Below are 24838 nucleotides of genomic sequence, written 5' to 3' on the forward strand. Positions count from 1 at the left end.
TTTGCCATCCCAGCCGGATTAAGCTTTTAGTGCTTTTTGCTTGTTTCGACGATTGCCAGGAATTTGTCCGGAATACATTCGCTTTATCTTCGGGCGATCGCTTGTAAGGCATTTTAGGCAAGACGCGATCGCACTGGTGAATGAGCCTCTAGCGCGATAGCGAAGCGCTGAAAGAGTCAGTTCGCACCTTTGGGTGAGGCAAGTGAATTCAGAGTGATCGCTCCTTTGTGTCCTCAATCAAGAGAGAGTACCGTATCGTTTGTGGATTTCTGCCAGTGGCGGATATTGCCCTCATCGTTGAATCAGTAACGAGATGACGGCACCAAGAGCAAGTTAATAGCCGTAAAAAAATCGCTGTGCCTTCAACGCTCGACAAGCCAAGGATTAAGCTGGGTTCAAGAACATCCTTCGGAGGCTGTACGATTCCCAGAGACTTCCCCTTAATACAGCGGAAGGCAATACACGCTGCGATCGCTATCCTTCATGCAGCGATGGATGCGATCGCTGTGATAGGGACACTCAAATTCAACATCCCTTCTCAAAAAAACTGCCGTGCCTCCGGATGGAAGACACAGCAGTTCTCAATATTGGTTTTATATTCACTTAGGACTGTTTTCCTATTTGTTTTGCCGTTTCCCCAATAGCCACGAAACGGAACCTAACGCACCAAACGCTAATATACTCAAGCCAAAAGAGGATTCAGGAACAGCCGCAACTGTACGAGATGCGAGACGGAACTCAGCCATGCCAAACCCATGAGCAGCACCGTTCGAGAGATCAGTAATTTTGATGGTGGAAAGCAAATCTCCCTCAGTGGCGTAGAACCCAAAATACTTAGCACCTGACAAACCACTGACTTTCTGCAACAGGGTTGTCGAGGTACCATTCATACCCGTTACTGCGATGTCGAATAAGCCAAAGAGGTTTGGCTCTACATATAAATCAAATGCACTAATACCGGCAGGCAATGTAATCGTCGTGGTTAAAACATTCCAGCCGCTAAAATATACCTCGCCGGTGTAGCCATGACTCCACGTTGTCCAGCCGGAATTAATATTTATTTTCTGAACCTGGGGGCTGAAGGTCAAATTGCCCAACGGCGACGAGAGAGTCGAAAGAATCGAAAACTCTGGTAGGGAACTATTTTCTACCTGAACCATATTGAAACCGAGCTTAGATAGGGCATTTGACCCTGTTGCCCATGACGCTGAATCATCCACTGCGAGAATTGCCGCTTTGAGGGGGGGTGCATTCGCGCACATTCCTCCCACGGAGACACAGGCTACTCCAGCAGCAGTCATAGATAGTTTTTTCATAAAACTCAAGGCACTCATAAAACTTTTTTCTAAAAAAGTGAATATTGACTGTATAGGTTGCCCGTTCGGATTGAGGGAATCTTGAGGATTTCGTGGCGATCGCAAGTCCAAGCACCGGCAAGGATGACTAATGAGGATTTCGGTTACTCTCAGATAGAATCAATCGCTACAGATGAATTTTGAAGGTTTTGTCTCAACCGTTCGTCAAAGCCGCTCTGGATATAACTTTTTACAACTTCGTGCCTATACAGTTAAATGTTGATAACCGTATATTCTCTGACGTGCCAATATCACTGTTGTTTCAATAAAACCTACAAATCTCCTTGTGTCTTTGTATACTTTTAAAAATCAAAATTTTGTTGTACATATTTCTGTGCAAAGTCTGGCATATTTTTTGAATAGATTACCAGTACCTTTCGATAATCTTTATTGAAACAATATATTAAAATCGCTAATTTGAATCAAAATCGGAAGCCGAAATCAGCCCTCAGACTGAATTTATATGACTCGGTTAATGCTAAATCGTAAAAAATTATACGCAGGCTTCATGAATTTTTAATAAAGGCTCGCTGTTGAGAATAGGAGTTTAATAGCCTTTCACCGCGATCGCCCTGCAACTTTACTTTCTAGAGGCGATCGCATCGGGTTTTAGGGATGCAGAACGCTGATTTGGCGCTGATTTGGCGCTTTTTCGGCTCGCGCCGTGCAGATACTCCCCAATCCGCCATAAACTACGCAAAGTCGTTATTGGATATCCCCCACCCCCCCTTAAATAAGAGGCTTTGACGAAATTTTCTCCTTTGAAAAAGAGGTTTGGGGAGAGCAGCCAAATCATTGCGGCATAGGCTAACTGCAAAGTAGCTGCTTTGCAGCTAGGGTGTTGGATGTAACGTGAAGTAGCAAATAGTATTGCCCAATACACCTCTCATCTCTGGGAACAATTGCGATGCCTTCCAAGGAAGATCCGGCAATTGCTAATTTTTCCTTGCAGTTAGTTAAGGATGTTTATCCCTAGCTTTCTGTTCCCATTTTCGCTTCAGCATTTCATTGTGATTATTAGCACTAATCACCCATCCCCTGAATGCAGAATCTGGTTCTCCAGACACTTCCTAAACCTGTGGATTCCACGTCATCCCATTTTGAACTTTAGATTTGGGATTATTGATTTGGAAATGCCGCTTGATAGGCAGTTTCAGAGATTCAAACCATACAAGGGTCGCACCAAATATATGACTTTCCCACATGGTTGCTACCTAGCCATTTGAAAAGCTACTGTACGATTTGTAACTGAAATTTTTCCCTTTTTTAGTCCTACATAAACTTATATGGAATTTCCCGTTTATAAATTGGGGAGAAGCAATATGCTCCTAGCATTCGCTTCGCTACGCTTTTTTCGGAAGACTCCAGCCCAATCTAGGGGCGTTCTGCTTCCCCTTCCTTTGTTCTGGCGGCGGCTGGGGGTATTAAGTTGGCTTTATCCGACTTGGGTTGGAGCGGTTCAGATGCGTAGCGAAGCGGATGCTAGGAGCATATCGCTTGTTGAGAAAATTTTTATCTAGATATGAGAAATCAGCAGGTTGGGCTATGCCAACCTGCCTAACAAAGAAGCTAATTTTTTAGGGATGTTTGCGCTTGCGGATAGCACCCGCACCAACAGCACCAAACGCCAATAGAGCGATCGCACTCGAAGGTTCGGGGACGTGTTCAACAGTCACATCAAAAGAACTGAAAGCAAATCCACCGTCGCCATCAGAGACTCTCAAGCCAACGGTATAAGTCCCGCTATTGCTAAAAGCCCACTGCCCCGCCGCGCCGGTGAAGTCGTCAAAAAGGCCATCATTATTGATGTCCCAATCAAAGCTGAGCAGATCCAGGATGCCCGGATCGGTTGCGGTAGCAGCAAAATCAAACTTCTGGTTTTCTAAAACCGTAAGCGCCGAAGTGATGCTGGTAATGGTGGGGGCAACGTTCTCAACCGTCACGTTAAAACCACCGTAAGCATACCCGCCATCGCCATCTGAGACTTGCAACCCGATCGGGTTGAAACCTTCATCGGCAAAGGAAGATTGCCCGTTGGGTCCAATGAAGTTATCAAACAGGCCGTTGTTATCTAAGTCCCAATTGTAGGTGAGAACATCATAGATTCCCGGATCGGTTGCGGTGCCATCAAAATTAAAGCGATCGCCTTCTTTAATGGTTAAATTTGGGGTCAGGCTAGTGATGGTGGGGGCAACATTCAGAACTGTCAGCGTTCGAGTGACGGGCACACTATTCTCACCTCGACTATCCTGTGCTTGCGCCGTCAAGGCAAAACTTCCCTCATCTGCATAAGTCCCTAAGGGTACGGACAATTCACGGACTCCTGAAGTATTTGGATCGCTACCAACGACATTCCCATTTAGCAAGAAGGCGATCGAGTCGGGATCGGGATCGGTCGCATACAGTATCGGCGATACCGATTGACCCTCATAAATTGTGTAATTGTCGAAACTTAGAACCGGCGCAATGTTTGGAGGAGGAGGTGGTGGCGGTGGTGGCGGTGGTGGCGGTGGTGGTGGCGGTGGTGGTGGCGGTGGCGGTGGTGGTGGTGGTTCTAAGGGCTTCACTGGATCGGCGGTGGTGCCGCTATCCGTATCGGCGATAAATCGCATTGTCCCGTTAAATCCGCCGTTCCAGGACATCGAAAGCGCCCCAAATAAGTCGCCTTTTGAAATGTCAATCGGGACTGAGTAGGCATAGGCAGAGGGAGATTGACCTGATAGTACCTGGAACTCCCAACCCTCTGCTGACCCTGACGTATTCTGGGGACCATTTAAATAAGGATAAGTATCAAAAACGGCATTTCCAGGAATTGCATTGATTAGCAGCGAGGCAATGGGGCTGACGCCGGAGTTGGTTAATCTCCAGCCGTATGCACCATAGTCTGGATCGTAACCGTATGTGTTACCCGCTTGGGTGAGAGACCAGCCACTCCCAAATGCTCCTCCCGAAATAGAATCTGTGACCCCCCAAGTTGCCGTTTGGGAAGTTCCATCCAGGAAACCAACTGTAATCTGCATCCCACTCATCATGTTTCCGGTCGTTGCATAACCGGAGAGAGTGGTTGCTAGGGAGGGTGCGGCTGTTCCCAAAGCGATACAGGTGGTCGCGACACCGGCTGATAGATGTTTCCACAAAGAGGTAGTCATTGAACCGGCTCATCCTCAAAAGTAGATATTTTTATGCTGCAACGGGTTTTCTCGATGCCCTAATCAACCGACTCCTGAAAAGCTCTTTTTTTGTGGAAAAAGAGTTTTAAATGCTGGAGTGATTCTCTTTTTATTCTTAAAGGCAACCCATAAATTTCCTATCCACCCACAGCAGTAAAAACAGCCAATCCGTTTAAGTTTGGCTTTAGAGAGAGGATTAAGTTAGATGACAAATTAGACCAATTCGCCCTAAGTTTGCATGAAAACTTAGTTCGCTCTTAGGAGACAGGAGAGCATAAAAGCCTGAGAAAGAAGCCGATTTATTTTGGTTTCAAGAAATAAAAATAGGATTAAAAACTTGGTGAAGGCTTTAATAGGATGAGTGCCGCCCTCCGGCAGATGTCAGGAAGTTCCTATGCAGAGTAGCGAACTGACTCTTTCAGCGCGAGGCTAACGCCTCGCTTCGCTGTTTTCATGCCCAAAGGGCTGTACGCGATCGCTCCTGAATGCGCTCAATGCGATCGCTATTATGTATCCCCAGGCTCCGCATCTGCTTTGACCCGCCGGATGGGCAAATTGGCAATCAATGCCGTTGCCCGTTGGTTACTTTCTAGAGAAAACTCCAACCCCTCTGCCTCGATTTCGACATAGCGAGAGACGACTTCCAGGATTTCCTTCCGCATTGACTCCACCATCTCTGGTGTTAAATCAGCTCGATCGTGGGCAATGACCAATTGCAGGCGGCGCTTGACTTCCGCGCGGCTGTTGTCAGCACTAATGCGAGGAAAAAGTCGTTCTAAAAGTTCGCTAATCATGGATCGGGCAGATGTGAAGGTTAGATAATCTTAGACCACAATAATTTTCGGATGCGAGAAAAGAAGTTGTCATTCCCAGCATCCAAATTCAGAAACTCAATTGGCTCCCCTTCTAGGCGGCGGGCAATGTTGAAAAATGCCGTTCCCGGTAGGGTGGGATTTTCAGCCAGTACCAGAGGTTCGCCCCGATTTGTGGAGACAATGACCCGCTCATCGTCAGGAATCACACCAATTAAAGGAATGGCGAGAAGTTCCTGCACATCTTCTACCGACATCATGTCATTGGCTTGCACCATTGCCGGTCGAATGCGGTTGACGATCAGGTGGGCACGCTTAATGTTTTGGGCTTCTAGTAAGCCGACAACCCGGTCAGCATCCCGCACGGCAGCAATTTCTGGCGTTGTCACAATCAAGGCTTCCTGGGCGGCAGCGATCGCATTCTTGAAGCCCATCTCAATCCCCGCCGGAGAGTCAATCAAGACATATTCGTACTTCGCAGCTAATTCATTAACCAGCTGTTTCATCTGATCTGGGCTGATTGACTCCTTGGTTCGGGTTTGGGCAGCCGGTAATAATACCAGTCCCGGTTGCCGTTTATCTTTCACCAACGCTTGATCTAACCGACATTCGCCTGCCAGGACTTCAACCGCCGTGTAGACAATCCGATTTTCCAGCCCCAGCAGCAAATCCAAATTTCTCAAGCCAAAATCCGCATCGACTAGAGCAACTTGACGCCCCGCCCTAGCTAAAGCCATACCTAAATTTGCCGTTACGGTGGTTTTCCCCACCCCTCCTTTGCCGGAGGAAATCACAATAATGCGACTCATGTTGAAAAGTTCTTAGCTTCGTTTTAGTGCGTGAATGTATAGGGGCGAGTTTAATCGAATTGTCTATTCTCCCACAGCTATGCCTAGTAAATTCGCCCTTGAGAGAGTTTTGATTTTGGTGTTTTAAATTAGGTCAATCAATTATTTTTGAGTTTTTTTGTTTTGAGTTCAGTATATACTTACTCCTCAAAAATAATAAATCCTTCACTTAAAATTAGCGCCAAACTGAGGGCAGGCACCGAGTAGACACTGCCCCTACAACCCCTACAGAACTTATTACTCCCCGCTTGTTGCCTCTTTAACGTCCAACCCCCATCGATAAAGACTGGGTTTTAGAAAAATCAGTCGTTCTAGCGATCCGAATTCCTTCCGGCGTTACGTAGGCAACCTCCGGATAAAATTGAGCGGGTGGATTTTCCGGTGCCCTCGCCAGATAATCAGCGATTCGCAGCTGGGTGGGTTCCATCTGTAGCGCCATAATTAAACACTCTTGATTGCCCTCAGCACCAGCATGAGCAATCCCGCGCAGACGTCCCCAGACTAAAATATCGCCCGATGCGATGATGCTGCCGCCCGGATTCACTTCTCCCAGGATAATGACAGTACCGGGATGACGAATTTCCACTCCCGAACGCACAGTCGTTTGCAGATAGAGGGGTTCTGCTAATACAGTCGTTGGCGGCGAAGGCGGTTGATTGAGGGGAGAAACCGGAGGTGCCTGTTCCACCGAGTAACCGGCTGCTGCTGCCGCAACAGCAGTTTGACGGCGACTGGTGTAGACACGCTTGAGTTGCAGCCGATCTTCGGCAAGGGCATCTGCGATCGCTTGCAGCTGGCGTCCATCTAATAAGCGATCTTTTGCCACCAAATGCACCTCTGTATTCGGCTGCCAGAAGCGTTCACCGGCATTGAGGCGCTGCTTAAGCTGTTGCCAAAGGTCAGACCAGCTAGCCGTGGTGGGTGTCTCCGCTTCCGGGGGCAAAATTAATGTCAGCCACCTCTGGTCGCTTTTGATGCGGACTTGTTCGTGGCAATTTACTTCCCCTGTATTTTCGGGAACAACTGAAACAGCTATCGGAACGGACGAATCAGAAGTCATGGACGAAAAGCCTGACCTGGGTGGATTGACTAATTATCCATGATATAGGCAAGCGGCATCAGGGCAAGGAGACAAGAGGGCAACTGGAGAACTTCTTATCCCTCAACCTTCAACCTTTCTAATGACTAACGATGCTAACTCAGACGCCGATAAACCGTGGCTAATCCATCCGTATCCCCCACATTGCCGGGAAACAATACCACGGGCAAATTCGGAAATTGGGGATGATTCTCTGGAGTCCGTACCATCGAACATCCGGCCAAAATTTGACCGAGTAACCGCGCTGAGGTTAACGCCAAACCTGTACTCAGAACATCATTAGAAGTAATGCCGCCTTTGCTGATGAGAAACCCAATATTTGCAGGTAAACCCTGTACGATATCCATCAACAAAGCAGAAACATCTTCCCCAAACAGTAACCGCGTTTGCACATCCTTAAAAGTAAGTTCTTTGCGGCTAGTGTAAACTACAGGCGTTTTCCCCGAATTGTACGCTGCGTGAACCTTTTCCAGTGTTTCATTGAGGAGACTTTCTAACGCAGTGACAGAATCATCAAGTAAACGTTCAATCTCTACTTCAATGCCAACCGTACCTGGTTCTTTTAGCAGTTGTTCTAGCTGTTGTGTCGTCTTTTTGACATGAGAACCGACAATCACTGCGCCCGGTTTGCCTTCCCGCACATATTGCGCCATATCTTCTGCGGCTACAGGTTGCGGAGGCAAAGCAGCCAAGGCGGTTAAGATACTGGCAGCACTGCGAAATAGGAAGCGTTTTCCCTGACTGGCTGCTGCTAGAATATCTTCTGCAAAGCGGTTTAAATCTGCTTGAATTTCCCCATCTACGACGCCGCACCGATTGCCACTGAGGTTCATCAGCCGTTCCAAACTTCCAGCCCGAATATCTGCAAGTAAAAAGCGTTCTACTTCGTTAGCTGGAATTCTACCCTTTGTCTTTTCTTCCACATAATCAGGCAAATAACTATGGTGGTAGCCAAAGACTGAATCGCGGGCAAACTCAGTTTCATGAACAGGTGTCGGATCGCCGTCAATTATTAGATAATGTACGCTGTCGCGGGTCACTCGTCCTCCCTCAAAGAAGGCAGGAACTAGGAAATGGGCATCAAAGGAACCCAATTCTTCGGCAATCACATCCGTTTCGACTGGGTAATGTCCGCGCAGGGTGGAGTCAGAACGACTGACAATTAGAAAATCATGGATGTTTGATTGGGTAATCGCTTGCTTCAAGTTATGGCAAGCTTCTCTAGTAACCTTTGCCGCTTCTTCTGGAGTCAGCGCCCTGGTATTCGTCAGTACAAAGAAAATCGGTGACTCGTCCGCCAACCCCAACCGCAAGGTATCTACATCCCAGCGCGTCAGCAGCAAGCAGCCGTGAACCGTCTGAGAACCAGTAGGGTCATCATCGAGGACAATAATTTTTGGTTTGGTTGTCATGCTAAATCCGAACGCTGCCCCTATAATTTTCTCATCTCTTTCTGCACGCTGACTCCAATCTCCAATGCTTCAAATTCGTGACAGAAAGTTTCAATTTATTAGTATAGGCGATCGCCTGCAATAATTTGTTTGGATAGAAGGATAGAATCGCTTTTCTATTTTTATAACTGCTTCAAACTTTAGGTTAATTCTTGAATTAAATTTAATTTATAAAACTAGACACTATTAAAAATTTACTTATATGGAATTTAAAGATAAAAGACGCTCTTAAATATCTTCAGTATGAGTAACTTTATTTCTAATGTACGGAAAAATCAATTAAATTTAAAATAAGATAAGCAAAAATTGTTCTTGTTGTATTTAAAATATTAGTTTTAAATTTGTGTTTTAGCTGCTACTAACTTTAAATTAATACAACAAGTAGTGATATCGCTCTCCTGAATAAACAAGAGAGCGATCAAACTTTATGAGCTAACTAAACTTAATGCACTAACTCAATCGCGCGTTTCGTTAACGCTTCGGCAGTTAATCCATTAAATGCCATCAATTCACCCGCACTCGCTGTCGTTTCGCCACGCTTCCAGGCGAAAGTATCGCGCTTGCAGTTACTCCGAAGCATGATGGGTTCTAGCATCCCAGAAGCGCCACCCGTGACGCCAACTAAGGCATCACCATTAAATAGCTTGGCAAAGCCAGCATCGTCCAAAAAGTCGCCATCGGATTCGGAACAGGTATCCCAGGAGACATCATGGGGACGATACAAGCGGCGGGGATTAACAATCGAGACAATCCGCGCGCCAATTCCTTCGGTTTCTAAAAACGCAGCGGCTTCAAAGACTGGCATCAGCGTCATATCGCCAATCACGGCAAACACCACCATCTTGTCACCGGGGATTTCATGCAGCACAATGGCACCGTCGCGCAACCCTTGGCGAGTTTGTTCAAAAGTCGTGCGAATCGGTAGCGGTGACTTGCTGGCAGTAATCACAATTCCCTTATTCTTCGTTGTCAGCGCCCATTCGTAGCAGACTTGGATACTATTCGCATCGGGGGGAAACAGGGGGAAAACGTTGCCATTCCGCATCATGGCGGCGAAATACGCTTCAATTTCCGGACGTTGGTGCGTCCAACCGTTGCGCCCTTGTTCCAATGCTCCAGCAGTGTATAAAGTAATCGTAGAGGGAGTGGGACGGCGTAATTCTGCCATCGCTTGCGTTACGGTTTGCCAAATCGGTAAGCCGTTGATGGCAAAGGATTCGTAGGAACACCAGAGAGTTCTAGCACCCATGAGGCATAAGCCAACCGCTAACCCGGCACAAGCGTCTTCACTCAGGGGTTCGTAAACTTGCCCTTGGGGTGTTTGATTGTAGAGATCGTCCACTGTGGGGTGGATAATCTTGAGGGCTTGGTTAATATTGGCAATCCCAGAAGCTTCGTTGCCATCGGCGTTGGTAACGAGGAAATTGCGATCGCTTTCTCCGACTTTCCCCACCAAACGCCCCATCGCTGTCGTTGACACCTTTGCCTCGCCACCCACAGAATATTCTTCCAAGGGCAATTCACCCAAGTCTGGCAATGGTAACTCAAATTCTGTCACAACCGTCTTAGAAGCAGGGCCACCACCAGCGCGTTCGCAATTCGTCCGCACCAATTCCCACGCCGCAGATGATAAGGCGCGTGCTTTCAAAGCGTTGGAGATGTGGGGACTATCCAGGGTGTCTTTAGGATAGAGGTTGTGGGATTTTGCACCTTTGGCGTGGACACCCGCACCCTTGAGCTGTTTAATAATCAGTACGGTGAGTTTGCCGCCGAGTGCAGATTTCGCTGCTTTATCTACTGCCAGTAGCACCGCTTTGGTGAATTCCAGACGCTTCTCGAAGGAAAAGGCTGTGCTATCAACATAATCTCCTGGCTGGTTTTGATCGTCGAAGTCTTTGGCGTTAATTAAGACAACTTCTTCAAACCCATTGCCACGCCAGTAACCGATCATCTGCTCGTTGGACTTAGTGGACACCATGCTATGGTGTTCCTGGCTGTAGCCGTTCCAAACCAGCACCGGCAAGAAATTCGTGGCTTCGGGGTAAGCCGTGTGGAAGTGTCCCATCCCACTCATAATGTAGGGTTCGCCTAAGCCTCCGTCACCCAGAGTGAAGGGGAAAAGCTTGTCGCGATGCAGCTTTGCTGCTGCCATTGCGAAGTGTTGCCCTTGTCCCAAGGGACCCGCGGGTGCGAGAATGCCCGGAATGTAGCCGGAGAGGTGTCCTAAGAGTCCGTGTTTTTCCCGGAAGCGATCGCGCAATTGCTGCACGGTCGTGATTCCCATGTCCTCTAGCGACCGATCCAAGAACATGGCACTATAAAATCCGGGGGCGTGATGCCCGACTTCGGTGATGATATTCTTGTAACCGAGCATAACCAATGCGGCATACGCTTCCGCTTGACTCGCAAAACCGCCAGGGTGCCCAGACGCCTTACTTGCAGTGACTTGCAGGGTCAAATAGCGTAAAGCATCTGCATACAATAAAGTTTGGAAGACAGCAGCCGGATCGGTGGGAGATGCGATGCTTGGCTTACCTTCTTCTATGGCAGGAGATTTTCCAGCCGTCTCAAATCCTGGCAAATTCTCGCCAAAATATTGAATTCCATCGCAAAAAGCAGGCGTCGCTAACATCGCCTCTTGAGTCGGTGCGGTCATAATCTCAGATTCCTCTTGTAAATTAAGTGCGCGAGAAGCTAAAAACGTAAAATGGCGTTGGCTTCCCGTAGGGTAGGTTCGTCAGCAGTGCTAGGATTGCGCGATCGCTACTCGCACCCATCCCATTGCTCGCTCTGTTGTATGGTTATTTCAGCCGGTAGGCGCTCATCAACCCAAAAACCGTTTTCCTGAAGACATTCGTACTCCAGACGCTAAGAAGTCCGTCCTTCAGCCAACTCCTAGCCTCTTAACCCTCGATCCTACAGCCTTCTAGGTCTATAAATCTCTTTTCTTTCTCCAGTTGTGAAGATTAAAATCTTATTAGAAATTAAACTTCTACTTATCTTTGTGTGAAATTCAATCAGAGGCTAACAAATTAGAATAATTTTTTACAACTAACAGGCAATTCCGGTTGTCAGTGCGGGTATAACTCAGATAGTCCGCGATTTTTTGTAAAATGGCGATACCCCGCCCCCCCGTGGCATTCTTGCTGATCTCCTCTGGTTTTTTAAGGCGGGCTTCTAAATTAAAAGGCGGTCCTTGATCCCAAATTCGGATTTCTAAACATTCCGAAAACAAATTAACTTCAATATCAATTGGAACATCTGAAGTTTTGCCTTTGTGGGCATGACGAACTGCGTTAGTAAAGCCTTCAGCCAGAGCTAATTGGCACTGTAGCCAAACTTTTTTAGGAATCTCAGGTTGATTTAAACCTTCAAACCATGACAAAACACCATCTAACGCCTTGAGGTCGCTGGAAACTTGTACAGAGATTTTTTTGATGAGTTTCAACTGTTCAAAGCCTTTTTAATCAACGACACTGAAACTTTGTATTAAACATCGGCACAAATTAGAGAGAATCCAGTCTAGCCTATAGGTAATCGTTGCGATCGCAATGAATTTTCTGGTTAGTGGGCAGCGTGCCACTTTCTCATTAGCCTCATGAATGGGTGGCATGAGTCAAGAAGTCGGAGGTGCTTAGACTGGAAGTATTGATAGCTTTGGGCGTAGAACTTGCTAGATTTGGTGATGACGGCTCTCAAAATATCTACATGAGCATTTTCGCTCGCAGTAACAATGTTGATCATCATAATGCGAGTCAGTAACGAGTGGAAAGCCTAGATAACTTCGAGCAACCGATGACTATACTTGTTTATGATTGGGCATATTTTCGGTGAAGTTTAGCGATCTTCACACTTGCCTCAGGTGTCATCCTTCAGTTTTAACTGCCTCCCATCTTAAGCGACCTGTAGTCCCTCTATCTCATGGTTCAAGTTCTGATTATTGATGATGACCCGGCGATTCAGCTATTGCTCAAAAGAACGCTAAAAAGCGAGGGTTATGAGTTAACCGTCGCCAGCGATGGCGAAGCCGGTTTGACCCTAGCGCAAAAGTTACGACCCGCACTGGTAATTTGCGATTGGATCATGCCGCGCATGAACGGACTGGAAGTGTGCCGTCAGGTCAAGGCAACCGCAGAACTTTCAACAACTTTCTTTATTTTGCTGACATCGATGGGTTCCGTCGAGGATCGGGTGAAAGGGCTGGATGCTGGGGCGGATGATTTTTTGTGCAAGCCCATCGATATGTATGAGTTGAAGGCGCGAGTGCGGGCAGGCTTGAGGTTGCACCAACTCAGCCACGACTTGCAGCACCAAAAACTGCTGTTGGAGGCGGAATTAGCAGAAGCAGCCGAGTATGTGTGTTCCATCCTCCCTTCTCCGCTGACCTCACCTCCTGTAACCATTGATTCGCGCTTTGTTCCTTCCCGTCAATTAGGAGGGGATGGCTTTGATTATTACTGGCTAGATCCAGATCATTTAGCGATTTATCTGCTAGATGTCGCCGGACATGGATTGCGGGCTGCTTTACCGTCTCTTTCTGTAATGAACTTACTCAAAAGCCAAGCCCTTCCGAAAATTAATTACTATGAGCCTAGTGATGTCCTGAAGGCGTTGAATGAAACGTTCCAGATGACTCAGCGAAATGATAAATATTTCACTATCTGGTACGGAGTCTATAACCGAGTTAAGCGCACCCTAGTTTACGCCAGTGCTGGGCATCCACCGGCAGTGTTAATCTCTGCAAACTCGAATTTAGTCACCCAAGTCAAACGCTTAAAAACCCCAGGGTTGCCAGTTGGGATGTTTCCTGATGCTGAATTTATGGATGGTAGCTGCGAGGTGGAAAAATCCAGTACCCTATACATTTTCAGTGATGGGATTTATGAAATTAACCAACCAGATGGCACGATTTGGGGTCTTGATGCATTCATCGAGCTGCTGACGGAGTTTCCGAAAAATCATCAGAATAATCTAGATGGGATAGTGAATTCTGTTCAAGATAAGAATCCAAAAGACTATTTTGACGATGATTTATCGTTGCTGCAAATCAACTTTGATTAGTCAACTGCTAAGTGCTAATTGCTAAGTGCTAATTGTCGATCGCGATTAGCCATTAGCGATTAGCCATTAGCTATTGACTAATCGCGTTATTAAATTCTTCACGATTCGGAAAGATTTCAAAGACGCGATCCATACTGGTCAGTTCAAATAACATTCTTACTTGCTCATTAATCGAGCAAATAAAGAGTTTACCACCGGCGGCGCGAACAGTTTTGAGTGCAAGCACTAGCGCCCCCAACCCAGAACTATCCATAAAGGTAACGTCCTTAAAGTCAATTAACACCATATTGCCTCCGTTTTCAACAATATCGCTAATTTCTTGACGAAACTGAGTCGCCTTCATACCGTCTAAAATGCCAGAGGGTTGAACAATTTTGACAACAGGATTCATATTCTGTAGTGCTGACCCGTTCCAAGACGATGTAGACCTAGCCAGTATAACTGCGAGAATTGCTTTGGGCTAGAGTTTAGCCGCGGTTAACGAAGAAAATCAGCGAACTGACTTTTTCTGCGCTAGGCTAACGCCTCGCTTGGCATGAGCGCGATCGCGCCTCTTACCATCTCTCACCACCTCTCACGATTCTGTCCGCTTTGCCCTACGCCTCTCCGAGTAGACGCCATGCCCTTAGCGGCTGCTTGCCCTGTGCTTGCCCTGATATTCGCGCCTCATCACAATACAGCCCTAAAGGCGTTTTCTCCCGCGTCTAGCTGGCGGCTCCGGGCGGAGGATATCCTTCGAGTGATAGACCCTTTAAAGTTCTTAACTTTCTTAGAATCGGGGATATACACGGGTCTGAGAGTATTGTCCATGCAAGAGTACGATGTTGTCATTATTGGTGCCGGTCACAACGGACTTGTCTGTGCCGCATATCTGCTCAAAGCAGGCTATAGCGTTCTGTTACTAGAAAAGCGCTCCATTCCGGGCGGCGGCGCAACAACCGAAGAAATCTTACCGAAAGAGGCACCGGGTTTTAAGTTCAACCTCTGCTCGATTGACCACGAGTTCATTCACTTGGGTCCGGTAGTCGAAGAGTTAGAACTCACTAAATATGGCTTGGAATATTTATATTGCGACCCAGTCGCTTTTTGCCCCCATCCTGATGGCAAATACTTTTTAGGTCACAAATCCGTTGAAAAAACTTGTGCAGAGATTGCACGTTATAGCGATCGCGATGCCAAAAAATATGCCGAATATACCGAGTACTGGCAGCGCGTACTGGGTGCAATGATCCCGGTGTTCAACGCACCGCCAAAATCGATCGTTGACATTGCTGGCAATTACGACCTCAAAAAGCTGCAAGATTTATTCTCAGTCTTGGGTGGGCCAAATAAGACGTTGGATCTGATTCGTACCATGCTCACCAGCCCGGAAGATATCCTCAACGAGTGGTTTGATTCCGAGTTTCTGAAAGCGCCCTTGGCTCGACTCTCCGCAGAGCTTGGCGCACCTCCGTCCCAAAAAACCATTTCTGTCGGTTCAATCATGATGGCGATGCGCCATGACCCCGGAATGGCGCGACCTAAAGGTGGTAGCGGCGCACTGGTTGATGCTTTGCTGAAGTTAGTGAAAAGTAAAGGCGGTGTCGTCCTGTGCGACCAGACCGTTGAAAAAGTATTAATCGATGACGGTCGTGCAGTGGGCGTGCGGGTGGCAGGTGGCACCGAATACCGCGCTAAAACTGGGGTGATCTCCAACATTGATGCCAAGCGCTTGTTCCTACGCCACATGGATGAGAGCGATGTTGATTCAGCCGACCCGAATTTAAGGGAACGCTTAGAGCGCAGAATTGTCAACAACAACGAAACGATTCTCAAGATCGATTGCGCCCTCTCGGAGCCTTTGCGCTTTGAACACCACAATCACCAGGATGAGTACCTGATTGGCTCAGTTCTGATTGCTGACTCGGTGCGCCATGTGGAAATCGCTCACAGCGAGGCTTCTATCGGCAACATTCCCGATTCCGACCCTTCAATGTATGTGGTTGTACCCACGGTACTCGATCCGTCAATGGCTCCGGAAGGCAAGCATACGCTGTGGATTGAGTTTTTCGCGCCTTATCAGATTGCCGGTGCGGAGGGTACGGGTTTGCATGGTACTGGCTGGACAGATGAACTGAAAAACAAAGTCGCAGACCGCGTGTTAGATAAGCTAGCCGATTATTCACCGAATCTCAAGCACTCCATTATCGCTCGTGCTGTTGAAAGTCCAGCGGAACTCGGCGATCGCTTGGGCGCTTACAAAGGGAACTACTACCACGTTGATATGACCCTCGACCAAATGGTCTTTTTCCGTCCGTTGCCGGAATTGGCGAACTACAAAACTCCGATTGAAGGGTTATTTCTCAGCGGTGCGGGTACTCATCCAGGCGGTTCTATTTCCGGGATGCCGGGACGCAACTGCGCTCGTGTGTTCCTGCATACTCAGCAGCCAATTGCCCAAAAGCTGAAGGATGCGGGAAATTCTCTCAAATCTACGGTTGAGTCTGTGTTTAAAATTTCGTAGCGATAAATCGGGGCACGGCATTGCCCGTGCCCCTACGAATGAAACGATTAGGAGATAATTTGAGCTGAGCGATCGCTCGGTAAATCGAGGATAAAGCAGGTCTGACGCTCCTTACTTTCCACTCGCAGAGTCCCTTTCAAATGGGCGATTAATCTTTTCACGATCGTCAACCCTAATCCCGTTCCCCCTTGCTTCCACGGGTCATTACTGGGAATGCGGTAAAACTTGTCAAAGATATGCGGAAGTTCGCGTTCCGGAATCTCCACGCCGGAATTGCTGACGCTAAACTGAACGCTCCCTGGCTGACTCTGGACTTTGAATGCGATCGTTTCTGATGCGGGGGTGTACTTGCAGGCGTTTTCTAGTAACTCGCTCAAAATCCTGCCTAGCGTCGTGGGATCGCAGATGAAGCGAGGGAGGTCGGCAGGGAGGTCAAGGAGCAAGGTTTGCTGGTGGTTTCTGGCTCGCTCTTGAAAAGGTTCTACAATGGGCGGCAGCCATTCCTGGAGCTGAATCGCACTCAGTAATAAAGGGTGAGCGCCTGCATAGAGTTTTTGTAAATCCAGCAGGTCATCAATCAGGCGAATTTCTCGTTCGCACTCGTTCTGTAAAATCTGAAAGTAGCGAGCGACTTTGCTTTGTTGTTCCCTCGGCTTGCCCATTTCGGCAAATAAGGCATAGTCACGATTCAAAGCAATGGACAACATCTGAATCGCCATTTTCATGTTAGAGACTGGTGTGCGTAACTCGTGGGGAACGGTATTGAGAAAGTCATCTTTGAGGCGATTGAGTTTTTCCAGTTCCTCGACTTGCGATCGCGCTGCTTGATGCAGCCGGGCTTGCCGAAGGGCGATCGCGCACTGATTCGCGACCTGTTGCACCAGTCGAATTTCTAGCTCGCTGAAGACGTCTTGGTGGGGCTTAAATAACCATAAATCCCCCAATACCCCTTGGTCATCAACAATGGGGCAAGCGAGTCTGGTCAGCGCACCTCGACTATCGGGCACCATCTGACAAAATTGGAAATATTTGCCTTGCAGCAGCTGAGAATAACCCTCCCAGAAGTCTGCCATCTGCACTACCTGTCCCTGAGCAGAAGGGATTCCTAGGGTGTATTCGTAGCTGATGGTAGACGTGGTCTGGTCGGCATCGTATAAACCTGTATCGCAGCCATCAATATTCAACCCGACACCTAATTCCCAGACGACAACTTGTAAAATCTGGTTTTCATCAAGGCGATCGCGGACATCGTCGGTGATGCGTTTGAGCAGTGCTTCAAAGTCGAGCGCTTGTTGCAATTGGGCAGTGCGATCGCGTACCTGGCGTTCCAGGTTCGTATTCAGTTGCTGGACTTGCCGATACAGTTCTGATTGCTGAATGCCAATAGATACTTGGATTGCCAATTGCTTGAGCAGATCGATCTCCAGCGGTTCCCAGTGACGCGGTGCCGAACATTGATGAGCTGCAAGTAACCCCCAAAACCGCTCCCCATGCATGATGGGAACGCCTAAGGCGGCTTTGACTTGCGACGAGTGGAAAAACTCAGCGATATCTGCTGGAAACCCTACTTGTTGAATGTCATCAATTACTCTAGCGTTCCCCTGCCGATAGAGGGGCATACATTCTCTAAACATGGCTGCGGGTGCGGTAATGCCGATGAATGAGAGCCAATCTGCATCTACTGATTCAGCCACCACGACGCCATCCCCATTCGGCTCTGTGCGGAAAATCAGTACGCGATCGCTCCCTAGAACTTGTCGAATTTCTGCTACCGTCGTGTTGAGAATTTCCTCTAGGTTGAGCGACTGGCGGATGCGTTCGGTAATCACCCGGATCGCCCATTCCCCTTCCGCCCGCTGCCACAGCGCTTTTTCAGCCCGCTGACGTTTAGCGATCTCCTGTTTGAGCCGCTCGTTGGTTTCCAGAAGCTCAGCGGTTCGTTGTTCGACTTGGGTTTCAAGAAGATGGCGATCGCTCTGAAAAGCCGCTTCGTGCTGCTTGCGCTCGGTAATGTCTTGTAACAGCCAGAGCAGTTCTACCACCCGCCCGCTTGAGTCGCGCACTGCCTTAACTTTGAAGGTGGCGGGAAAGCGCGTACCCTGCCGGGTTTGAATCTCAACCTCCCATTTGCTTACTTGGTCAGTTGCGAGGAATTGGCTTAAGTTTGTATAAAAGTTTTGCAAAGCCTTACCCGTTACAAAAATAACTAACGGTTTGCCGAGCAAGTGTTCCTGAGAAATATTCAGCAAGTGCGCTACCGCTTGGTTGGCTTCTAGAATCACGGCATCAAGATTCGTCGCCAAGTAAGCGTCTGGAGCCAGCTCGAATAAATCTTGGTAGCGCTGTCGCTGGATTTCCACAGTCTGACGGCTGGCGATTAGCTCTTCATTCTGCGATCGCAGTTCCTCTAAAGTTACTTGCAATTCTTCTAGAGTTTGGTCGTGTTCTTGCAAACTTTCCACCAGTAGTTGCTTGTCCTGGGTGGGAAATTCCTCAGTTCGTTGCCAAAGCTCTTTCCGGCGTTGTGAGGTCGCCTCAATCTGCTGCTCGAAAATTTCCTTTTTCACCGCTGGACACTTCCATTGAGAAGTTATACCAAATCCAGCTAATTACTCCCTTCATTCGCAACTCAATGATGCCAACCTAAAGTTATCTTTAGAATTTAGGAGTTCTTAGCAATTAAAAAAAAGATTTTATTTTCCTTGATTCACGAACGATTGATGCCCGCTTTATGGGTACTTCATGGGTATTTGTTTGTTATCATAGAAGATTTTTTTATACATCTTTCTTAAGTATAGTGTAACAAAGTGAAGTTTTCGGGTAGATACTACTTCCCAAAGCTGGGTGTGAAAGTCATCTAATATCTCATGTAGGTCAGCCGATCGACAAATTGATCTTCCGGATTTCGATAAAATTTGTCTGTTCTACTGAAAAAAAGTCTGCCTTGGTACCGATGGAGAGAAGCAGGCAAACCTGATGAACTGAAGATAGCGTTAACAACTTGATTAATGACACGGGTTTTAATTCTGGGAGGAAGCGGACGGATTGGTAGCAATGTGGCGGCGGATATCGTCGCTCACACACAGGCGCAAATTACCGTTACTGGCAGAAACCCAATCGGGGCGCACGGTGTTGCAAGCTTGCCAACGTTGGTCAGCGAAAAGCTGGGATCGCAAGTGCAATTCCAGGTTTTAGATTTAGCGGATCGAGAAGTGTTGAGGGATGCGATCGCTGCTTGCGATCTTGTAATCCACTGTGCGGGACCATTTCACTACCGAGATGCCCAAGTCCTAAAAACTTGTATAGAAGTGGGTGTCAACTATCTGGATGTCAGCGATCACCCATCTTTTACTCGCAAAGCATTGGATTTCCGAGACGAAGCTGCTGCTGCTGGAGTTACAGCAATTATTAATACGGGTATTTTCCCCGGTATTTCTAATAGCATGGTACGCCAGGGCGTCGAGCAACTAGATGAGACAGAACGCATTCATCTGAGCTATCTAGTATCGGGGTCGGGGGGCGCTGGCATTACGGTGATGCGAACAACATTTTTAGGGCTACAAAGCCCTTTTAAAGCTTGGATAAATGGTCAGTGGCAGATAATCAAGCCGTATAGCGATCGCGAAACCATTGAATTTCCTGCTCCCTATGGTCGCATCGGCGTTTACTGGTTTGATATGCCAGAAGCCTTCACGCTACCCGACACTTTTCCTGTTAAAACCGTCATTACCAAATTTGGTACAGTTCCCGATTTTTACAATTATCTAACTTGGAGCGTTGCCCACTGGTGGCCCTCTAGCTGGCTCAACAATCCAAAAGTCATCGAATTTTTAGCTCGCGTCAGCCACCGAATGACAGATGTTAGCGATCGCTTCACTGGCATCGGTGTAGCAATTCGCTCTGAAGTCAACGGTTATAAAGATGATCAGCCAGCAAGTTATTGCTCAACTTTAGTGCATGAAAATACAGCCGTGGCAGCCGGTTATGGCACCGGCACCCTTGCCGAATTATTGCTAGCAGGCAAACTCAAAAAACCAGGCGTCTGGCCTGTAGAACAGGCACTTTCCACCGATTTATTTGAACAAACTATGCAGAGCCGAGGAATAAAAATTCATCATGAATGGTTAAAAAAATAAACGAATGTATCTTGCGGCAGACGGCATAGATGTAACTAGATAAGTACGATTCATTTCGTACTTAATAAATGGTGTTAGTAGTCCTATCTACTCGCGCATCATCAATTCTCACAAAAAGCAATTGGGAGGAAATTTCCATGCAACGAATTTTAGTAATTTTAAAACAAAAACTCCATAAAAATATTTTTGTTTTAAGTTTAATGACTTTAATCAGTGTGGCAAGTTTATTCATCGCCGCACAGCCTAGTTATGCAGTATTACATTCAAGAGATAAGCTGACATCAGACGACCGAGTTGACCGCGCCTATCAATATAGCGAAGCAACAGGTTTTCTTGAAGAGGATAAGCAGCAAAAATCAGCAAACCCCAATGAACCCTTTGACTATAGCGAAAAGGCAAACGAAAAGACTGTACTCAATTCCACAGAAAACAATAACGACTCTAATTTAATCGAAAAAGCACAAGACTTGATTCAAAAGGTCACAGGCAACGACTAAATCCAATCTTTAGCATTCTAAGAGTACGGGATTTTCAGTAAAAGAGCTGAATGAAACGATGTCATTTTTTAGTATTAGGTTGGGTTTAATTCCTTAACCCAACCTACAACAGCAGTCCCAAATGATTCGTTAAAGCGAGATACCCGACTTCTCTAAGAAGTCGGGTATCTAAACCACTGGATCTCACAACTCAAATAGGATTGCTATAGCTTCGTACCCCTAGCATTGCTAGCGATTAAAAGTAAAACGACCGTTCGCCTTTTCGCCATTGATTTCCGAGAGGATGACCACCTTATACTCGCCTGATGCTTGTTCGGGTAGCAAAACAGCGTAGTGCTTACCCTGAACATCGTATTTCATGTCTAGGGTTTTTTGACTCCCATTGGGTAACTGAACTTGAGCCGTGACTTTGGCATTAGAAACTGCTTCGTGGGTGTCGCCTTTCTGAAGATACAAATCTAAGTGAGTGCCGTTCGCTTCTTTTTCAGGCACGAACTCTAAATGATATTTTCCCGTCTCGACGACTTTACCCCCTTTGGAAGGTTGTGAATGGTCAGGTTTGGCTGCCGTTTCTGAAGGAGAAACAGCAGGAACATTCGTTTTCGCTTCTGTGGGACTATTATCAGGTTTCGATGCCTGCTGTTCGCCAGTGCAAGCGCCTAAAAAAAGCACTCCGACACTTCCCAAAATAATTAAATTTGCCTTCAATAATTTCATTTTCTTTTCATGTCCTTTACGTCTTTGTGGTTTAAATTCTTCTTTTCGCAACTTATAGATCGGACACCGGATTTACCTGTTTCGGCAGCAAAACTTTGCCAAACTTGGCATACAAAGCGGGTAAAACTAACAGCGTTAACGCTGTAGAAGTAAACAACCCTCCTAACACAACCACCGCCAACGGCTGCAAGATTTCCTTTCCTGCACCTCCTCCCACGACCAGAGGTGCTAACCCCAAAGCGGAGGTAAAAGCCGTCATTAGAATGGCATTGAGCCTTTCCATCGAACCTTGAATGATTACTTCCCAAAAAGGCATTCCCGTGGCAAATTTAGCGTTGTAATTATCAACTAATAACAATCCGTTGCGAGTGGCAACTCCAAATAGAGTAATAAAGCCAACCAGAGAGGCGACGGAAATAATCCCACCCGTTAATGCCACTGAAATGACACCTCCCACCAATGCCAAGGGTAAATTAATCATAATCATCGCAGTTGAGGGGATGGACTTAACAGACAAGTAGATTAAGACCGTAATCACCACAAATGCGATCGCACTGAATATCAAGATGTTTTGAGTAGCGCGTTGTTCCGACTCAAATTGACCGCCGTATTCGATAAAGTAACCAGCTGGTAATTGTACTTGTTGTTTAACTTTGCCTCTGATTTCATCAACGACAGAGCGCAAATCTCGACCGCTAGCATTAGACGAGACGACAATTAAGCGGGAAACATTCTCGCGGTTGATAGTATTCGGGCCAGTACCGTAGCCAATTTGTGCTAACTGAGCTAAGGGAATCTTTTGATCCGTTGGTGTACTCACTAATAAATTGCGGATGGTTTCTAGATTGCTCCGAGCATCTTCTTTTAACCATACAACCAGGTCAAAAGTTTGTTGTTCCTCCAAAACTTGAGAAACGACACGTCCATTGAGCGCAGTTTCAATCGTTTCGGAAAGTTCTCCGACGGTTAAGCCATAACGAGCTGCTTGTTGGCGATCAAACTGAATTTGTACTTGTCTAATGGGCAGTTGGGGTTCGAGTTGCAAGTCTACAACACCCCCAACAGTTTTCATAATCTCTTCGACTTGTTTACCCAGAGTGCGGAGTTGTTCTAAATCTGGACCAAAAATTTTGACAGCGATCGCGCTCCTCACCCCAGACAGCACTTCATCCATCCGGTGAGAGATAAATCCGCCAATATTCGGCGCAACTCCTGGTAATCTAGCAAATTCCGCTCGCAACTTTTCAATGCTTCCTTTCCGGTCTTTTATCCCCTTTTCACTCAGTTCTACATCCAAGTGCGCCAAGTTGACACCCGCCGCATCCGCATCTCCCGGTGCACGTCCCGATCGCAACTGGATAAAATCAAAGCGCGGGTCATCCTTAAGCGCATCCTGAAGGGCAAAACCGGCGCGATTAGTCGCTTCTAGGGAGACACCGGGATACAGAGTCAGGGTGTTGACGAGCGATCGCTCTTGGAACTCCGGCAAAAACACCCGTCCCAAGGAAGGGACAATTAAAATTGCAGCCACCAAACTAGCAGTCGCAACTCCCAAAATCAGCTGAGAATTCCGCAAAGAAAACATTAAAAACGGACGATAAAGTCCTTTAAAAAATCTCGCCACCCACGGTTCTTTTTCTGGCAAACGACTGTGAGGAAGTAAGATGGCACACAAAGCTGGAGTGATGGTAAGTGCGGTCACGCTAGAAGCCAGAACTGCCACTAAATAAGCCACTCCCATCGGTGTAAAAATGCGACCTTCCACACCAGCAAGGGCAAAAATTGGCGAGAAAACCACCACAGTAATTAAAGTTGCACCAAATAGAGAATCGCGTACCTCCTGACAACCTTCAAAGACAACTTCTAATGGTGACTTTGGTTTCCCTGCCAGCTTATTTTCTCGTAAGCTACGGTAGACATTTTCAGCGTCCACAATGGCATCATCAACGGCTGAACCAATCGCAACTGCCAAGCCTCCCAGAGTCAGCGTATTCAGACCATATCCCAGCCAATTTAACGCTAGCAATCCTAACAACAAAGACAAGGGAAGTGCAGTGAGACTCACGACAAGCGTGCGCCAATTCATCAAAAACGGGATAAGAATAAAAGCAACAATAATACTGCCTTCAACGAGTGCTTCCCGAACATTTTCAATCGAGGCGTCGATAAAGTCTTCTTGACGGAAAGTAACCGTCATTTTTACATCCGGAGGCAAACTCGATTTCACCTCTTTCATTGCCGACTCAATTGCACGAGTGACCGTGGGAGTATCGGCTTGCGGCTGTTTGTTAATCATGACCACAATTGCCTTTTTGCCATTCAAACTGCCATCGCCCCGCTTGAGTGCGGCACCAATTTTGACATCAGCGACCTCGCCTAATCGAATCGGTGTTCCATTCCGAGCGGTAATCGCTGATTGTCGCAAGTCTTCAATGGACTCAATCCGTCCAACACCTCGAATTAATAACTCTTGGTCGGGGTCGATCAAAAATCCACCCGGAGCGTTAACATTGGCTTTCTCTGCGGCTTCAGTCACGTCCTGCAAAGACACATCAAACGCTTTTAGTTTCGCTGGATCGACTAATATTTGATACTGGCGAATATCACCCCCATAAGCGATTACCTGCGAAACGCCAGGAACCGCTAAAAGGCGGTTTGTTACCTGCCAATCTACGATTCGCCTAATCTCCATTAAGTCAGTGCTGAGCGAATTTGCTTGTTGGCTGTTGCTTTCTTCAACAGTGAAAGCATATTGCAATACAGTACCAATAGGAGAACTAATCGGAGAAATTTGCGGCGAATCAACACTTTCTGGCAGCTTTTCTTGTGCTTGCTGCAATCGCTCTGTCACCAATTGTCGGGCTTGATAAATATCAGTTTCCCAATTGAAGATAACTTTCACAACTGATAGCCCCACCGCTGAAGCGGAGCGTACTGTTGTGACGCCGGGAGTCCCATTAATAGCACTTTCAATCGGTAAAGTAACCAGCGATTCTACTTCTTCTGGTGCTAATCCGGGGGCTTCAGTTTGAATTTCGACTTGGGGTGGAGCAAAGCTGGGAAATACATCCACTGGCATTTGTGACGCCACGCGAAATATCCAAACTGTCACCAGCATGGCGGCAAGGACAACTAGCCAGCGTTGTTTAATAGACCACTTGATAAGCGCACTAAGCATAGTTAAAGGCA

General features: G+C 47.1%; 17 protein-coding genes. 5 read left to right on the top strand and 12 right to left on the bottom strand.

Translation table 11 applies throughout. The features are described from left to right. The first annotated feature begins 356 nt into the window (after nucleotides 1–356). Nucleotides 357–644 (top strand): hypothetical protein, encoded by a 288-nt coding sequence (locus NDI33_RS11985; protein ID WP_190674790.1) that lies wholly within the window; start codon nucleotides 357–359, stop codon nucleotides 642–644. Here NDI33_RS11985 and NDI33_RS11990 read toward each other — a convergent pair. The 8 genes from NDI33_RS11990 to NDI33_RS12025 all read right to left on the bottom strand — a co-directional run bounded on the left by NDI33_RS11990 (nucleotide 618) and on the right by NDI33_RS12025 (nucleotide 12183). Then, nucleotides 618–1316 carry a hypothetical protein gene (locus tag NDI33_RS11990; RefSeq protein WP_199302380.1) on the bottom strand — a complete coding sequence of 233 codons (699 nt, stop codon included), beginning with the start codon at nucleotides 1314–1316 and terminating at the stop codon, nucleotides 618–620. The two genes, NDI33_RS11985 and NDI33_RS11990, sit on opposite strands and share 27 nt — an antisense overlap. A gap of 1616 nt (nucleotides 1317–2932) precedes the next feature. Then, nucleotides 2933–4504 carry a PKD domain-containing protein gene (locus tag NDI33_RS11995; protein WP_190674796.1) on the bottom strand — a complete coding sequence of 524 codons (1572 nt, stop codon included), beginning with the start codon at nucleotides 4502–4504 and terminating at the stop codon, nucleotides 2933–2935. Between the two features lie 527 nt (nucleotides 4505–5031). Then, nucleotides 5032–5319, bottom strand: coding sequence for a cell division topological specificity factor MinE (minE, locus tag NDI33_RS12000; protein WP_190426276.1), 288 nt, complete (start codon nucleotides 5317–5319; stop codon nucleotides 5032–5034). Between the two features lie 20 nt (nucleotides 5320–5339). Beyond that, a complete protein-coding gene (minD, locus tag NDI33_RS12005; protein WP_190411646.1) occupies nucleotides 5340–6146 on the bottom strand; it encodes a septum site-determining protein MinD in 807 nt (268 codons plus the stop codon). 298 nt (nucleotides 6147–6444) lie between these two features. Then, the gene (gene minC / locus NDI33_RS12010; protein ID WP_190674798.1) at nucleotides 6445–7245 is read right to left on the bottom strand and encodes a septum site-determining protein MinC; all 801 of its coding nucleotides are present in this window, start codon (nucleotides 7243–7245) and stop codon (nucleotides 6445–6447) included. Between the two features lie 134 nt (nucleotides 7246–7379). After that, a complete protein-coding gene (locus tag NDI33_RS12015; RefSeq protein ID WP_190674800.1) occupies nucleotides 7380–8696 on the bottom strand; it encodes a four-carbon acid sugar kinase family protein in 1317 nt (438 codons plus the stop codon). Nucleotides 8697–9177: 481 nt separating this feature from the next. Beyond that, nucleotides 9178–11391: a phosphoketolase gene (locus tag NDI33_RS12020; RefSeq protein ID WP_190674803.1), complete on the bottom strand. Its 2214-nt coding sequence runs from the start codon at nucleotides 11389–11391 to the stop codon at nucleotides 9178–9180. 357 nt (nucleotides 11392–11748) lie between these two features. Beyond that, nucleotides 11749–12183 (bottom strand): ATP-binding protein, encoded by a 435-nt coding sequence (locus NDI33_RS12025; RefSeq protein ID WP_190411642.1) that lies wholly within the window; start codon nucleotides 12181–12183, stop codon nucleotides 11749–11751. Between the two features lie 473 nt (nucleotides 12184–12656). On the opposite strand from NDI33_RS12025, the gene NDI33_RS12030 reads away from it, so the two are divergent. Continuing rightward, nucleotides 12657–13796 carry a SpoIIE family protein phosphatase gene (locus NDI33_RS12030; RefSeq protein ID WP_190674806.1) on the top strand — a complete coding sequence of 380 codons (1140 nt, stop codon included), beginning with the start codon at nucleotides 12657–12659 and terminating at the stop codon, nucleotides 13794–13796. Nucleotides 13797–13866: 70 nt separating this feature from the next. On the opposite strand, the gene NDI33_RS12035 is transcribed toward NDI33_RS12030, so the two are convergent. After that, nucleotides 13867–14187, bottom strand: coding sequence for an STAS domain-containing protein (locus NDI33_RS12035; protein WP_190411640.1), 321 nt, complete (start codon nucleotides 14185–14187; stop codon nucleotides 13867–13869). Nucleotides 14188–14604: 417 nt separating this feature from the next. Here NDI33_RS12035 and crtO point away from each other — a divergent pair, with 417 nt between their 5' ends. Continuing rightward, nucleotides 14605–16299, top strand: a complete 1695-nt coding sequence (gene crtO, locus NDI33_RS12040; protein WP_190411638.1) for a beta-carotene ketolase CrtO — start codon at nucleotides 14605–14607, stop codon at nucleotides 16297–16299. A 47-nt stretch (nucleotides 16300–16346) separates the two neighbouring features. On the opposite strand, the gene NDI33_RS12045 is transcribed toward crtO, so the two are convergent. After that, complete coding sequence (locus NDI33_RS12045) at nucleotides 16347–18866, bottom strand: GAF domain-containing protein (protein WP_190674809.1); 2520 nt, start codon at nucleotides 18864–18866, stop codon at nucleotides 16347–16349. 441 nt (nucleotides 18867–19307) lie between these two features. Between NDI33_RS12045 and NDI33_RS12050 the strand changes: the two genes are divergently transcribed. Both NDI33_RS12050 and NDI33_RS12055 read left to right on the top strand, forming a co-directional pair. Continuing rightward, nucleotides 19308–20435: a saccharopine dehydrogenase NADP-binding domain-containing protein gene (locus NDI33_RS12050; protein ID WP_190525573.1), complete on the top strand. Its 1128-nt coding sequence runs from the start codon at nucleotides 19308–19310 to the stop codon at nucleotides 20433–20435. A 137-nt stretch (nucleotides 20436–20572) separates the two neighbouring features. After that, on the top strand, nucleotides 20573–20932 hold the full coding sequence (locus NDI33_RS12055; RefSeq protein WP_190674812.1) for a hypothetical protein: 360 nt from the start codon (nucleotides 20573–20575) through the stop codon (nucleotides 20930–20932). 228 nt (nucleotides 20933–21160) lie between these two features. Here the strand turns inward: NDI33_RS12055 and NDI33_RS12060 are convergent, their stop codons facing one another. Together NDI33_RS12060 and NDI33_RS12065 are read right to left on the bottom strand one after the other, a co-directional pair. Beyond that, a complete protein-coding gene (locus NDI33_RS12060) occupies nucleotides 21161–21649 on the bottom strand; it encodes a hypothetical protein (RefSeq protein ID WP_190432455.1) in 489 nt (162 codons plus the stop codon). Nucleotides 21650–21701: 52 nt separating this feature from the next. Further along, the gene (locus NDI33_RS12065; protein ID WP_190674815.1) at nucleotides 21702–24827 is read right to left on the bottom strand and encodes an efflux RND transporter permease subunit; all 3126 of its coding nucleotides are present in this window, start codon (nucleotides 24825–24827) and stop codon (nucleotides 21702–21704) included. Between the last annotated feature and the right edge of the window lie 11 nt (nucleotides 24828–24838).

The sequence above is a fragment of the Trichocoleus sp. DQ-A1 genome (assembly GCF_039961955.1).
Taxonomy (GTDB): domain Bacteria; phylum Cyanobacteriota; class Cyanobacteriia; order Cyanobacteriales; family FACHB-T130; genus FACHB-T130.

Coding starts and splice junctions, on each gene's coding strand:
- NDI33_RS11990 (WP_199302380.1), bottom strand. CDS start 1,316: ATGAAAAAACTATCTATGACTGCTGCTGGAGTAGCCTGTGTCTCCGTG.
- NDI33_RS11995 (WP_190674796.1), bottom strand. CDS start 4,504: ATGACTACCTCTTTGTGGAAACATCTATCAGCCGGTGTCGCGACCACC.
- minE (WP_190426276.1), bottom strand. CDS start 5,319: ATGATTAGCGAACTTTTAGAACGACTTTTTCCTCGCATTAGTGCTGAC.
- minD (WP_190411646.1), bottom strand. CDS start 6,146: ATGAGTCGCATTATTGTGATTTCCTCCGGCAAAGGAGGGGTGGGGAAA.
- minC (WP_190674798.1), bottom strand. CDS start 7,245: ATGACTTCTGATTCGTCCGTTCCGATAGCTGTTTCAGTTGTTCCCGAA.
- NDI33_RS12015 (WP_190674800.1), bottom strand. CDS start 8,696: ATGACAACCAAACCAAAAATTATTGTCCTCGATGATGACCCTACTGGT.
- NDI33_RS12020 (WP_190674803.1), bottom strand. CDS start 11,391: ATGACCGCACCGACTCAAGAGGCGATGTTAGCGACGCCTGCTTTTTGC.
- NDI33_RS12030 (WP_190674806.1), top strand. CDS start 12,657: ATGGTTCAAGTTCTGATTATTGATGATGACCCGGCGATTCAGCTATTG.
- NDI33_RS12035 (WP_190411640.1), bottom strand. CDS start 14,187: ATGAATCCTGTTGTCAAAATTGTTCAACCCTCTGGCATTTTAGACGGT.
- crtO (WP_190411638.1), top strand. CDS start 14,605: ATGCAAGAGTACGATGTTGTCATTATTGGTGCCGGTCACAACGGACTT.
- NDI33_RS12050 (WP_190525573.1), top strand. CDS start 19,308: ATGACACGGGTTTTAATTCTGGGAGGAAGCGGACGGATTGGTAGCAAT.
- NDI33_RS12055 (WP_190674812.1), top strand. CDS start 20,573: ATGCAACGAATTTTAGTAATTTTAAAACAAAAACTCCATAAAAATATT.
- NDI33_RS12060 (WP_190432455.1), bottom strand. CDS start 21,649: ATGAAATTATTGAAGGCAAATTTAATTATTTTGGGAAGTGTCGGAGTG.
- NDI33_RS12065 (WP_190674815.1), bottom strand. CDS start 24,827: ATGCTTAGTGCGCTTATCAAGTGGTCTATTAAACAACGCTGGCTAGTT.